Consider the following 14,024-nt stretch of genomic DNA (forward strand, 5'->3'; position numbering starts at 1 on the left):
GCTCATAAGAGTATTAAACTCTGATCCCAAAGTTGCTTCTTTGAGTTTTTCTAAATACGGAAGCAAGAAATAATTATATATGTTTATAGAACAGCCCGCAAAATGGTTAAGGTGGATTTATCCACGTGCAACATGGCGAATGAACAAGCACGAGCATGCTGTTTATTTGACATTTGACGATGGTCCCATACCAGAAGCAACTCCTTTTATACTCGATGTTCTGAAAGAAGAAGGGGTAAAGGCTACTTTCTTTATGGTTGGCGACAACGTCAGAAAGCACCCTGAGCTGTATGATAGGATTATTTCTGAAGGACATCAGGTAGGAAATCACACTTATAATCATATAAGTGGCTTCCGACATTCCATTAAAGAATATAGTTACAACACCGAAAAGGCTAACGCATATATACGTTCACACCTATTCAGACCCCCACATGGTTGGATGAGATTAACCCAATATGCATGGTTAGGCCGTAAATATCGCATTGTGATGTGGGACCTTGTAACTCGTGATTACTCAAAGTGGATGACCGCAGAAGACGTTCTTCTCAATGTAAAAAGATATGCTCGAAATGGCTCTATCATTACTTTTCATGACTCATTGAAAAGCATTGAGAAATTGAAATATGCTTTACCCGAAGCTATAAAGTGGTTGAAGGCACAAGGATATGAATTTAAAACTTTCGAATGATATCAAAGCCGAGGCTCAACGTCTTGGCTTTTTTGCTTGCGGAATAGCACGAGCAGAACGAGTAGATGAGGCTACTCAAGAGCATGTTCGTAGTTGGTTAGAGGATAAGAAGTATGCAGGTATGGAGTATATGAACAACAATACCGAGAAACGACTTGATCCTCGACTACTTATGCCAGGCTTAAAAAGTATCGTTTCGTTTGCTATTAATTACACTCCTCATTCTTTTATTCCTGAGGACGAGTATCAGTTGGCAGCTTATGCCTACGGACTCGACTACCATGATGTGGTGAAAGCAAAGCTACGTCAGCTGGCTTCTAATCTTCATTTCGTTCCTGCTGAGCCCGAAGGTGAGCCTATCTTGCGCACAGAACAACCTCGATTTAGAATCTTTTGCGACACAGCTCCTGTATTAGAACGTTATTGGGCTGCTAAAGCAGGCTTGGGGTGGATAGGCAAAAATCGCCAACTAATCATTCCAAAGGCAGGTAGCATGTTCTTTCTTGCAGAGCTTTTCTTAGATGTAGAGTTAGAGTATGACGAGCCAATGGAAAGCCGATGTGGACGATGTCGATTGTGTTTAGATGCCTGTCCTACTAAAGCTATCAAGGAAAATACTGAAATGGACGCTGCTCTTTGCATCTCTTATCAAACCATAGAAAATCGAAATGACATCTCAACAGAGGTTGCCTCTAAGCTTTCTAACAATATCTATGGCTGTGATATCTGTCTGCGAGTGTGTCCATGGAATAGAAAAAGCACGCCAACAACAATAGAAGAGTTTTATCCTAAAGCAGAATTGTTGACAATGACCAAAGAGAGTTGGAGCAATTTAACCATAGAACAATATCAGAAGTTATTTAAAGGAAGTGCCGTTAAGCGTGCAAAATATTCAGGTTTAATGCGAAATATCAAAACAATAGAAGAAAATGAACAAAGCAGAAATGAGGAAAGAACGCCTTAAAAGTAGTTCTCTTTATCTTTTAATGAAAAGAATATCGGTAGTACTCGATAAGTATTATTTAGATGGAGTAATTGGATTTTTACCTTATGGAATTGGAGATATGGTGGCAGCCATGTTCTCTTGCGTGCACATATACTTTGGTTTAGTAAAATTACGCTCGCTACCTCTAACGCTTGCTATAATCAATAACGCTTTGCGTGATATCTTCTTAGGACTTTTGCCCTTCTTTATTGGAGATGTAATTGACTTCCTTCATCAGTCGAATAAGCGTAATATGATACTTATAGATGGTTTTATAAATAACGATGCCTTTATAATTAGTAAGGTGAAACGTGAAGCCTGGAAAGCAGCATTAACCATATTGGCACTCATTGTAGCAATAGCTTTATTGTTAATGATGGTCTTTAAATTTACTGCTTGGGTGCTTTCACTCCTTTTAAGTGGAATGTAAAGGGGAAATAAGTAAGTTACAATATCTTTCTTTTGTTTAAATAGGAGAGTAGTAGAAAGACTTTAAAACGAATACATATTGATATGTAAATATAAAAGCAATGTTTTTAGCCTCTAAAAACATTGCTTTTGTTGTACAATAACATTGCTATTAGGTTGCAATATCACTGCTTTCGTTCCGAAAGTTATTTGTGGTTTTTAAGCACTCGATGTGGAATATCTCCATGAGCAACCATTTCTATTGGGCAACCAAAGTGTTCTTCAATCCAATCTTCGGGCACTTCAGTATTAGAATGGTAGTGTAAGTGCTTGTTCATACAAGCGATATTTTTGACGTTTTGTAGAATTGTTCCAATGTCGTGGTTGGTCATAACAATAGCGCAATGCTTGTTAATGTTGTTCAACATCTCATACATTTGGTCTTGAAAACGTCGGTCGATGTACGTGTTTGGCTCGTCTAATACAAGTAATTTTGGCTTTGAAACAATGGCACGGGCAAGTAGAACACGTTGCAACTGACCACCACTTAAAGCCCCAATATGGCGTTGAGCGAAAGACATTAGTTGCATTTCTTCGAGTGTTTGCTTCACTTGTTCGTGTTGTTCTTTGGTGTATGATCTAAAAAGAGGTTTGTTTTTACTTAGTCCAGAGAGCACCACTTCGTACACAGAGATAGGAAATTCTTTATCTATCTTACTATATTGGGGAAGATAACCTATTGCAATGTTATCGCAAGGAACGCCATTGTCGAAAAATGATATGGTGCCTTTATAGGGTTTTAGTAGGCCAAGAATGGTGCGAAGAAGTGTTGTTTTTCCGCCTCCATTGGGTCCAATAATACCCAAAAAGTCGTTCTCAAAAACAGTGAGCGATATGTTTTCGATGATAGTCTTGCCGTTATAACCAGCGGATAAATCTTTTATTTCAATGATAGGTGTCATCTTTTTCCCCTTTCTTATGTTGTGAGAGATGTTCGTATGCTGCGTTGTTCTATTGCAAAGCCTTTGCAATCTTCATCATTTCGTCGTGCCATTGATAGCTTAGTGGGTTGATATCCACTTGTTTAACGCCTGCTCCCTCAGCCACAACTTGAGTGTTTCTGTTGGCAAACTCTTTCTGAACAAACATAATCTTTGTGTTGTTCTTCTTGGCAAAGACAATCGTTTGTTTTAATTGTGCTGCGCTTGGCTCACGTCCTTCCTCTTCAACTGGAATTTGAATGAGCTGATAGTTGTGCGCAAAATAGGTGAGGGTAGGGTGGTATATCAAAAATGCTTTGGTGTTACTCTTATACAACATTCCCTTAATTGCTTGATCAGTTAGATTGACCTTGGCAATGAAACGATTTAAATTCTGATTGAAATAGGTGCTGTCGGCAGGCTTTTGCTGTTTAAAAGCATTGCAAATGTGTCGTGCAATAACGATAGCATTGTCGCAACTCATCCATGTATGGGGGTCGTCTACATGCTCTGACGATTCAATTGGGCTGATTCCTTCAGATGAATCTATGAACATTGTGTTGGGAGCACTTTGATGTAGTCGTTCATTCCATGTTCTTTCAAAGCCAATATTGCCCACTTTAATAAAGATGGGACATTGCGAAAGACGCATCATTTGCTTCGCTGTAGGTTCGTAAGTCTCAGGATTTCCGCCCTTAGGAACCATTGTTTCCACCTTAAACTTATCGCCACCAATTTCATTAGCAAAGTATTTTAAAGGCTCGATGGTAACAAATACGAGCGAAGAGTCTTGTGTATTGTTTTGTTTGCAGGCAGAAAAAGCCATTAAACATATCAGTAAATAAAAGAAAGTTCTTTTCATATTCTTAAAAAAATAGGCTTGCACCATAAACTAAAAGTACATAACGTAGGAACTTTCCTACTGTTATTGAGGTTACAGAAATGGCTATATTGGCACGTGTTAAGCCCAAAACAATGGTAATTGCGCTACCAACAATGGGTACAAATGCAAAGAAACCCATCCATGCTCCACGTCCTTCCATAAAGCGTTGGGTGCGTTTAAGCTTCTCTTCTTTAACGTGTAAATACTTCTCAATCCAGTCTATTCTACCGAAAGTGCCTAACCAATAGTTAAACATTCCACCTAAGACGTTTCCGATTGTTGCGTAGATGATGAGCTGCCAAGAATCTAACTTAGCTGCAAGAAGAGCAACCATAACGGCTTCACTACTAAAAGGTAGGAAGCTTCCAGCAAGAAAAGCTGAAAGAAGCATGCCCCAATAACCATAGTTTACGAGAAGATCTGTTATGGCATCCATAAAGTATAAAGAGTTAATGCCACTGCACTGAGAGTGAAAACAATAAACGTTATATTGGTTAAACGAGTGCGAGTGAGCGTGATAAAATGCCCAATAAAGGGCGAAGTGTTAATGATAATAAGTCGAATGAGGAATGAATAATGCTGTGGTTGCAGTATAAGAAAAACAATGCAACCAATGTTTATAACCATCAAGGCTTCGTAAATCATTCGTGTTTTTATTTTGTCGAGGAAGCTGTTGCGTAGGAAATGAATGGTTCCTACTAAGGTTAAAAGCATTAAGAATCCAAAGAATAGATAGGCTTTAAACTCTATCTGATTATAAATGCAGATGGGTTCAAATTGTGTTAGCTGTGCAATATAATCGTAGCCAACCGACAATTCGTCTTTATAAACCAAGTAACCGCCTATAATCCAATAAGGAGTTAGGTAGCCTAAGATCGATGCTGTGAGTGTTTTAATGCTGCCTGCCAGCACTTTAGAGAAGAGAATTATCCATAAAAGAGGTACTAAGAATACGATTTGTGGAAAGAATATTCCTGCTATTCCCAAAGACATAAAGGCATAAAAGACCCACCCTGGCGACTTTTTATTTTGATAAGCACGGAAGAGAAAGAGGTAAAAGAAGATGAAACAAATTTGCACAATGCCTTCTTCTAAAGAGTAGATGAGTTGAAAGTGAGCAATGGTGAGTACCAAAAAGCTACACGACACCATTCTACTAAACTCTCTTATCAAAGCATAAGCATTGTTGAGCTCAACCATGAGCAAGGTAGATGCAGCGATAATGGCTAGCTGCACCCATATCGTTCCTGTTGTTATGGCTGTTGGAAGTGTTATTGCCAGGGCATAAAGAGCCGTGAACAATAACGACAATCGGTTGTTTGCAATTTTGTTTTGTAATCTTCTTATTGCCATTCTATAAGTCTTTTCCTATGTCACTTCTAAAGTATTTGCCTTCAAAAGTAATGGTATTGGCAGCCTTAAAGCTCTTGTTTAAAGCTTCGTTCTTATCTTGTCCGTATGAAGAAACTGCGATAACACGACCTCCGCTAGTAACAATTTCGTTATTGTTAGAGGTAGTTCCTGCGTGGAAAACAACGCTATCTTCAACTTTTTCAATATCGTTGATAACGAATCCTTTATCGTAATTTCCAGGATAACCGCCACTTACAAGCATTACACATACAGCAGAACGCTCGTCGAAAACAATCTCTTTGTTTTCAATATCTTCGTTAGCAACGCCTTCGAGCAAATCAACAAGGTCGCTCTTAATTCGTAACATCACGCTTTCAGTTTCGGGATCACCCATTCGACAGTTATATTCTATCACCATAGGGTTGCCCTCTACGTTGATAAGACCAAAGAAAATAAATCCTTTATAGGTAATGTTTTCGCTTGCAAGTCCTTCTATAGTAGGCTTAATAATGCGCTCGTCAACTTTCTGCATCCATTCTTTTGTTGCAAAAGGCACAGGAGTTACGCTACCCATTCCACCTGTATTCAAGCCTGTGTCGCCTTCTCCAATGCGCTTATAGTCTTTTGCTTCGGGAAGAATCTTGTAGTTCTTGCCATCTGTAAGCACAAAAACAGAACATTCAATACCGCTTAAGAACTCTTCAATAACAACGGTGGCAGAGGCATTTCCAAACATTCCACCAAGCATTTCTTGTAGTTCTTTCTTAGCTTCTTCAAGTGTTGGAAGGATTAAAACACCTTTTCCTGCGCACAATCCGTCAGCTTTAAGAACATAAGGAGCCTTTAATGACTCTAAGAAAGCAATACCTTCGTTAAGTGTTTCGGCTGTAACTGTTTTGTAACGAGCCGTTGGTATGTTGTGACGTTGCATGAAAGCTTTAGCAAAATCTTTGCTACCTTCGAGCTGAGCACCTTCTTTTGAAGGTCCAACAATAGCGATATGACTTGTTGAAGGGTCGTTTTTAAAGATGTCATAAATACCCTTTACGAGTGGATCTTCGGGTCCAACAACAATCATATTTATTTGCTTTTCAAGGGCAAAAGCTTTGAGCTTATCGAAGTCGTTTACGCCTATTGCAACGTTAGTTCCTACATTTTGAGTTCCAGGATTGCCTGGAGCAATGAACAATTGTTCTACTTTTGGACTTTGTGCAATCTTCCATGCTAAGGCATGTTCACGTCCACCGCTTCCTAAAAGTAATATTTTCATATGCTGATCAGTATATTATTTATTCGTTGTTTACTATTATTTAGCTTTTAAAGGCTTGAGATAATCTTCAAAATATTGGGTAATTCTCTCATGAAGATGTACGCTTGAATGACCTCTCATGTTATGTCCTTCACCTGGATAGATGAAGAAGTCAGGTTGAGTTCCTGCGTCGATACAGCTCTTTAAGAAGTTTTCTGCATGTTGAGGAACCACAATAGGATCGTTCATACCAGTGATTATCTGAAGCTTACCCTTAAGGTTTTTAGCCTTATTCAATAGGTTGCTGTTGTTATAACCTTCCTTATTGTCTTGTGGAGTGCCCATATAACGCTCGCCATACATCACTTCATACCACTCCCAATTAATGACTGGACCACCTGCAACGCCTACTTTAAACACCTCAGGATGGGTAGTTATGAGGTTAGTTGTCATGAAACCGCCAAAACTCCAGCCATGAACTCCGATGCGATTCTTATCGACATAGGGGAGAGAGGTTAAGAAGTCGACACCCTTCATTTGGTCTTTCATCTCTTCAACTCCTAGCTTGTGGAAGGTAGCTTGCTCGAATTCGAGTCCTCTATCGCTTGAACCTCTGTTGTCTAAGATGAACAACAAGTATCCTTTTTGTGCCATATAAGTTTCCCAACCCCTGCTACTATAGTTCCAACGAGCCTCTACATTGCGTACACCAGGACCGCCATAAACATATATTATTGTTGGATATTTCTTGTTAGGGTCGAAGTTTGTAGGCTTAACCATTCTGTAGTAAAGGTCCGTTTGGTTATCTGCGGCCTTGATACTACCGCTTGTAAACTCTGGAATGGTGTAGCCTTTCCAAGGGTTTGGAGCTGTAAACCAAGTTAAAGTCTTTTTATTTTCGGTGTTGATGATATTGATGTTGCGAGGCACTTTGGGCTCACTATAATTATCAATGATCCACTTTCCTGACTCAGATACAGCCAAACGATGCTTACCATTCTCACCATATGTGTTAGCATGGCAACCCTTTCCGTTGTCAAGAAGAGTGCGTTTGCCACTTGCTATATCCACTGCAAAGATATTGTTTTGTATTGGATTGCATTCGGTTGATAAGATATAAGCACATTTTTTACTGCTGTTAAAGCCCATAAGGTCTAATACTACCCACTTACCAGAAGTGATTTGGCGTTGTAATTCACCATTAGTATTGAATAAATAGAGGTGATTATAGCCGTCCTTTTCACTTTGAAGAATGAACTGATTCTTATTCCAAGGAAGGAAAGTGATAGGTGTTACAGGGTGTACATACTTGTTACTTTCTTCGGTATAGAGGGTTTTTATCTTCTTACCAGTTGCAGCATCATAAGCATCTAACTGCATTTTTGTTTGCTTTCTGTTCAACTCAATGAGATAAAGGATCTTGTTGTCGGGACTCCATTGTATGTTGGTGAAGTAGCGATTTGTAGGATCTCCTACTGCAAGATATATTGTTTTGCCTGTTGATGCGTTATATATTCCAACAGTAACCTTATGACTTGTGCGGCCAGCCATTGGATATTTGTCGGGCTCAAGCGTTGCTATTGGGGTGAAAACATTTACTTGTGGGTAGCTTTCAACCATACTTTGATCCATACGATAGAATGCCAATTGTTCTCCATCGTTACTCCAAAACAAACCTTTATATATTCCAAATTCGTCTCTGTGCACTGTTTTTCCGTACACAATGTCACTACTTCCGTCGGTAGTTAATTGAGTTTTATTGCCCTTTTTATCGCTAACAAAAAGATTGTTGTTAAGGATATAGGCTGTAGAAAGAGACTGAGCATTCCACGATTGTACATCGGTTGTTTCTTTATTTTGAATCCATTCAATCTTTTTCTTTACCCAATTGTAGAGCAGATGTTGTTTACCTGTTACGATATATGCAAGAGTTTTATTGCTATAAGGAAATGTACAGCTCATCAAATGGTTTACTTGATGACTTTTGTCGCTATCTAATAGGGCATTTACATCTTTCAATTCGAACAATACTTGCTCTTTTCCTGTTTGTTTATTAACAATATAACAAGCTTCAACATCACCCTTAATGAGTTCATCTCCCCACCAATTAGTATAGCGAGTTTGAACTCTCATGTTGTAAAAGTTCGTTCCTCCGAAGTTAAGATCTTCTAATGTAAATGTCTTTTGTCCCATAGATGTTTGCCAACTAAAGCACGTTAACGCTACGATGAGCAGTGATTTAAAGATTTTTCCTTTAAACATCATAGTTTAGGTTTTATTTTGTTGTAGGTTTATTGCCACGCTTTGATGAGCCAAATATCTTGCGACGTTGCTCTTGACGATCCTTTCTATTACTGAATTTATCGGTATTTGAGAATCTTTGTCCACGTCTTTCATGGTGTTCATCGTCGTTTTTGTCACGGAAAGATGAAGGTTTTTTGCGCTCAAGAGAATGGAACTTGAATGAGCGAATATCTGAAACTTCGTTCTCTTCCTCTTCTTCTATCTTCTTCTTAAATTCTCTATTCTTCTTGAAACGATGCTTCTCAGCCATCTGCTTCTTTTCACTTTCGGTCTTAACAATTCCGCCTTCTTCTCTGAATTCTTTCATTCTTCCGCCAAAAAGAGCATACTTTCTGAACTCGCATTCTAGTGAACCATTAAATACTGGTATCTTAATTGAAGGTTTAAGACCTATTTGTTCGAAACATTCTTCACGATAACTCAACACCCAAGCGTCGTTACCTACGAATTGATGTTTAAGTCTTTCGCCAATCATCTTATAGGTTCCAAGAAGGTTTGGAGTAGAGATACGCTCACCATAAGGTGGATTTGTTATGAGAATTGAAGGGTTTTCGGGTTGTTTGAAGTTCTTGAAATCAGCTTCTTCGATAGTGATATCCTTTGTAACTCCAGCTGCTCTAGCATTTAAACGAGCAGTGTTTACGGCTTTTATGTCGATGTCATAGCCATAAATATGATGCTCAAATTCACGCTCTTGGCTATCATCATTATAAATATTGTCAAATAATTCTTTGTCAAAATCATTCCAACGTTCAAACGCAAACTCCTTTCTAAAGACGCCAGGGTTAATGTTTCTTGCGATAAGAGCAGCCTCAATGAGTAGAGTTCCAGAGCCACACATTGGGTCAATGAAGTCTGTTTCGCCCTTCCAACCGCTCATTAGAATCATACCTGCAGCCAAAACTTCATTTAATGGAGCTTCGGTTGTTTCTTGACGATAACCTCTTCGGTGAAGACTCTCACCACTTGAATCGAGCGAAAGAGTAGCTTTGTTGTCAGCAATGTGAATATTTAAACGAATGTCGGGATTCGAAATAGAGATGTTTGGACGTGTTCCTGTGCTCTCTCTGAACTGGTCTACGATGGCATCTTTAACCTTATAGGTTACAAAACGAGAGTTTCTAAATTCTTCAGAATATACAACTGAATCAACAGAGAATGTCTTTCCTTTTTCAATATATTGGCTCCAGTCTATTTTTTTTATTTCTTCATATACGTCATCAGCAGAATTTGCCTTGAAATGTTTGATGGGCTTTAATATTCTGATGGCTGTATGTAGTTGGAAATTTGCACGATACATAAGCTCTTTGTCTCCCGTAAAGGCAACCATTCTCCTACCTATGGTGATGTTATTTGCGCCTAATTGAGTGAGTTCTTGTGCCAATACTTGTTCCAATCCCATAAAGGTTTTGGCAATGAGTTCAAATTCCATATTCGTTTTTCTTAAATATTTTGATAATGTATGTATTAATCTATTTTATCTGATGCGAGCAAATCGATCCTTTTAATTGGTTTTTCTACTTGCTTTTTATGCGGTTTTGCCTTGTGAGAGTATATTAAAATGTATGTGTTTGAATGTTTGTTTTGCTCATTTTACAATCTTTTCTTTCACAAAGATCCTATCTGGTGCAAAGTTAACACATTATATTTAAAATATAGTAGACTTGAATCTATTATTTATTTAGGATGTAAATAATCACAGGTTTTATGCTTATTAGACGTGAAATGAACGTTTGTGGAGTAGGGATTAGGTGATGTGTGGGTAAAAGCATAGGAATTGCATCGTAATTGTATTGCTTTTAAGGTGCAATGTCAATGCTTTTATAATGTAATGTCAATGAGTTTATAGAATAAAACAAAATAGTTCTCTGTACTTCTGATGTATCTTGCTTACAGCTTTCATTTGCTTTTGATTGTTGTCTTCTTATAATATTATTAAAAGTGTAATATTGAAATAATATAATTAATTATATCTTTTATCTAAACCTAGTGAATAATAAAGAGCTGAAACTTTCTTCTATTGTATAAAAATATTATTTTTTTGATTCAAAAGATTAAAATTAGAATGTAACTTGATGTGATCCTGGTGAATTATAAGTGCTTAAATTTTTACAAATTAGAGAGATTTGTAAAAATTTTATAATATTGATATTCAATTAATTGTAGGAGAAAAAATACTATATTTAATGAGGATAAAGTTTTTACTTCGCTCAAGGAAACTCCAGAAAGATTTTGTATGAAAGAGGACTTTTCAAGTTTCTTGATGCTATGACAGCAAAATATATGCTAAAATCTATTGGAAAAAGAAAAAATCATCAAAGTTCCATCATGTCAAAGGCTGAAAGTTATGCTGATAATAATTCTTTTTCATAGCTCTGGTTATCATTGCTTTAAGCATTTCTATCTTGAAAAAAGATGTAAGTATCTTCTATGTCTGTGCCCAAAAGTTGTTTCTTATAATTGTTTAGTAGAATTGGAAAGGGGTGTATCCATATCCTTAACCTTGTTTATCTCGAAAATCCTGCAGTGAAAATACACCGGTTGTTTTGTTCTGAATTCATTGAACTCATGTTAAATATATAATTATATATGTAATTATTTTATTCCTCTATTCTAGATTGAAATGAGAACTTTTAATCAATATAATTGAAAGAGATATAAGAAAAATATTATCTGTTTTATTTGGTAATAATAAATTAAATATGTATCTTTGCACACGATATATCAAAGGATAATAAAAAAATATATAATAACAAATTTGGTAAAAATGAAAAAAATCGGACTTTTTTTAGCTGCTACGATGATGGCAGTAACTGCTTCTGCGCAAAATGTTGAAAGAAGCAAAACTTTTGACAACATGTATGTTGGAGTTAATGGCGGTGTTATGACTTTTACAACAGGTCATAAGTGGATGAGTGATCTTAACGCTAACGCAGGCTTGCGTATTGGTCGTTGGTTCACTCCTGTGTTTGGTGTTGCTGCTGAAAGTAATGCATACTTCGCAGATAAACCTATTAGAGATAATAATGTAGTAGTAAAATTGCTTAATACATCTTTATTAGGAACAACTAATTTTTCTAATTGGTTTGGTGGCTATACAGGAAACCCACGTGCTTTTGAAGTTATTGGTGTGTATGGTCTTGGATGGTTGCATTCATTTAATAGCTATAATGCAAAACCTGATAATGCAGCAACTGCTAAATTAGGTCTTGACTTGACATTCAATTTAGGTTCTAAAAAACAATGGCAGTTCTATGTTGAACCTTCTATCACTTACGCATTGAACGATTTTGATGGTATGGAGACTGTACGTCTTGATGTTAGACGTTCGTTTGTTCAACTGAATGCAGGTTTTGTTTACAAATTTAAAGGTTCTAACGGATCACACAACTTCACACTTGCTCAATTACGTGATCAAGCTGAAATCGATGGTTTGAATGCAAAGATTAATGGTCTACGTAATGACTTGAACGTGAAAGATGCAGAACTTAATGGTAAAGATGCACGTATTGCAGACCTTCAAAAGGCTCTACAAGATGCTAATAACAGACCAGTTGCTGTTGTAAAAGAAGTAAAAGAAACAACTGTTACTAACTTGCAACCAACAGTATTGTTCCGTCAAGGTAAGTCAGTTATTGACCCAGCACAATACGCTCCAATCGAGTTGATCGCATCTTACATGAGAAATCACCCAACAGCTAAGGTTGAAATTAGAGGTTATGCTTCTCCAGAAGGAAACGCAGAATTCAACCAAAAACTTTCTACAGCACGTGCTGAAGCAGTTAAGACAGCTCTTGTTAAGAGATATAAGATCGCTGCTAGCCGTCTAACAACAAAGGGAATGGGTGTAACTGATACTCTATTTGAAGAAGTATCTTTCAACCGTGTTGCTACATTTAACGACAACGCAAAATAAGAATAATTATAAATTACAATATTTTTAATTAAATTGAATAATCCCGATGCTTAGAAAAGTGTCGGGATTATGTTTTTATATAATCGAAGTGTTTTGCACATTATATGCTCATAGATACTTAATAGAGGGTGGTAGTTGTACAGAAAGAAGATAGAACTTACTATTTATCTCTTAATCTCTTCCCTTTGACTTCATTTATATATAAGATAGAAGTAGAAAAAAGATAAAGAGAAAATCCTCATATCATGATGGGGAAAGAAGTAGAGAGTTAAAGTATTGAATTATGGAAAATAAAAAATTGCCTAAGGTAGGTCGATATTTATTCTTGGCTGAGCCATTTCATTGTAATTTCAAAGGAATGCTTTTCCCTGGTCATTTAGGTAATCACATGCTGAATGCTGCAGACTTTCATTCTGATGAAAGAGGTTATGGAATGAGCAAACTATTACCGCAACACAAGACATGGGTTCTTTCTCGCTTGGTATTAGAGATGCAAGAAATGCCCAAAGTGTATGATAAATTTTATATTGAGACATGGGTTGATGGAATTATGAAATTTTTTACAACTCGTAATTATTCGGTTGTTAGTCCAGAAGGAAAGATATTTGGCTATGGAAAGAGTATATGGGCATTGATTGATACCGATACCCGTAAACCGTCAGACTTGCTCGACTTGAATGAAGGAGCTATCTTAAACTATGTCGAAAAAGAGAAAAAATGTCCCATAGACAATCCTTCTCATGTTAAGATCGGCAAGCAGGCTAATCGTATTAAATCAGTAAAAGTATCTTATAGCGATATAGATATGAATGGACATGTCAATAGTATGAAGTACTTAGAACATGCCCTTGACATATATTCTTTAGATTATTGGGACAAGAAAGCGCTTCGTAGATTGGAGATTGCTTATATTATAGAGGCTTATTATGGTTGTACCTTACATTTTTATGAAGAAGAAGTGTCTGCGGACCATTACCATATTAGAGTGACAAAGAGCGATGAATCGTCAGAAGAAGAAACCGACGTTTGTCGTATAGCCTTTATCTTTGAAGATAATAAGTAAAAGGGTATCGATATAAAAGCTGTCCTTTTATACTCTAAATACAGCTCTTTTACGCACCAAAGTCAATCCTTTTACCTTGTAAAAGCAATGCTTTTGCCAGATAGAAACTATGTAGTAGTGAGAGTCGAAGGTGCTTATTGTATAAAAGAGTATTCCTAAGTTCTTTCGGATTTACATCGAATAAGAAAAGAA

Annotated in this window: 12 protein-coding genes and 1 pseudogene; 6 read left to right on the forward strand and 7 right to left on the reverse strand. The window is 37.0% G+C overall.

The genetic code is table 11. From position 1 onward, the window contains the following. Positions 1-79 precede the first annotated feature (79 nt). Genes HMPREF0669_RS01465 through HMPREF0669_RS01475 form a run of 3 tightly spaced genes read left to right on the forward strand, consistent with a single transcriptional unit; the run spans position 80 to position 2,106 of the window. The gene (locus HMPREF0669_RS01465; RefSeq protein WP_009228842.1) at positions 80-691 is read left to right on the forward strand and encodes a polysaccharide deacetylase family protein; all 612 of its coding nucleotides are present in this window, start codon (positions 80-82) and stop codon (positions 689-691) included. After that, positions 669-1,655 (forward strand): tRNA epoxyqueuosine(34) reductase QueG, encoded by a 987-nt coding sequence (gene queG, locus HMPREF0669_RS01470; protein ID WP_009228841.1) that lies wholly within the window; start codon positions 669-671, stop codon positions 1,653-1,655. Before HMPREF0669_RS01465 ends, queG begins: the two co-directional genes overlap by 23 nt. After that, a complete protein-coding gene (locus tag HMPREF0669_RS01475; protein WP_009228840.1) occupies positions 1,621-2,106 on the forward strand; it encodes a DUF4112 domain-containing protein in 486 nt (161 codons plus the stop codon). Before queG ends, HMPREF0669_RS01475 begins: the two co-directional genes overlap by 35 nt. A 184-nt stretch (positions 2,107-2,290) precedes the next feature. Here the strand turns inward: HMPREF0669_RS01475 and HMPREF0669_RS01480 are convergent, their stop codons facing one another. Genes HMPREF0669_RS01480 through HMPREF0669_RS01510 form a run of 7 tightly spaced genes read right to left on the reverse strand, consistent with a single transcriptional unit; the run spans position 2,291 to position 10,285 of the window. Then, the gene (locus tag HMPREF0669_RS01480) at positions 2,291-3,046 is read right to left on the reverse strand and encodes a metal ABC transporter ATP-binding protein (protein WP_009228839.1); all 756 of its coding nucleotides are present in this window, start codon (positions 3,044-3,046) and stop codon (positions 2,291-2,293) included. 49 nt (positions 3,047-3,095) lie between these two features. After that, complete coding sequence (locus tag HMPREF0669_RS01485; protein ID WP_009228838.1) at positions 3,096-3,890, reverse strand: metal ABC transporter solute-binding protein, Zn/Mn family; 795 nt, start codon at positions 3,888-3,890, stop codon at positions 3,096-3,098. A gap of 40 nt (positions 3,891-3,930) precedes the next feature. Further along, entirely contained in the window at positions 3,931-4,383 is a 453-nt protein-coding gene (locus HMPREF0669_RS01490; protein WP_009228837.1) for a YqaA family protein, read from the reverse strand. Then, complete coding sequence (locus tag HMPREF0669_RS01495; protein ID WP_009228836.1) at positions 4,371-5,300, reverse strand: hypothetical protein; 930 nt, start codon at positions 5,298-5,300, stop codon at positions 4,371-4,373. Before HMPREF0669_RS01495 ends, HMPREF0669_RS01490 begins: the two co-directional genes overlap by 13 nt. A gap of 1 nt (position 5,301) precedes the next feature. After that, positions 5,302-6,570 carry a phosphoribosylamine--glycine ligase gene (gene purD / locus HMPREF0669_RS01500; RefSeq protein ID WP_009228835.1) on the reverse strand — a complete coding sequence of 423 codons (1,269 nt, stop codon included), beginning with the start codon at positions 6,568-6,570 and terminating at the stop codon, positions 5,302-5,304. A gap of 36 nt (positions 6,571-6,606) precedes the next feature. Then, positions 6,607-8,814 (reverse strand): S9 family peptidase, encoded by a 2,208-nt coding sequence (locus HMPREF0669_RS01505; RefSeq protein WP_009228834.1) that lies wholly within the window; start codon positions 8,812-8,814, stop codon positions 6,607-6,609. A gap of 10 nt (positions 8,815-8,824) precedes the next feature. Next, complete coding sequence (locus HMPREF0669_RS01510; protein WP_009228833.1) at positions 8,825-10,285, reverse strand: class I SAM-dependent RNA methyltransferase; 1,461 nt, start codon at positions 10,283-10,285, stop codon at positions 8,825-8,827. Between the two features lie 804 nt (positions 10,286-11,089). Here HMPREF0669_RS01510 and HMPREF0669_RS10400 point away from each other — a divergent pair. From HMPREF0669_RS10400 to HMPREF0669_RS01520, 3 genes and pseudogenes are all read left to right on the forward strand, one after another. Then, positions 11,090-11,377: pseudogene (locus tag HMPREF0669_RS10400) on the forward strand (IS982 family transposase); the annotation flags it as partial. Positions 11,378-11,620: 243 nt separating this feature from the next. Then, positions 11,621-12,769 (forward strand): OmpA family protein, encoded by a 1,149-nt coding sequence (locus HMPREF0669_RS01515; protein ID WP_020967926.1) that lies wholly within the window; start codon positions 11,621-11,623, stop codon positions 12,767-12,769. 283 nt (positions 12,770-13,052) lie between these two features. Next, complete coding sequence (locus tag HMPREF0669_RS01520; RefSeq protein WP_009228831.1) at positions 13,053-13,832, forward strand: acyl-[acyl-carrier-protein] thioesterase; 780 nt, start codon at positions 13,053-13,055, stop codon at positions 13,830-13,832. Positions 13,833-14,024 lie beyond the last annotated feature (192 nt).

It is taken from the genome of Prevotella sp. oral taxon 299 str. F0039, from assembly GCF_000163055.2.
GTDB lineage: Bacteria > Bacteroidota > Bacteroidia > Bacteroidales > Bacteroidaceae > Prevotella.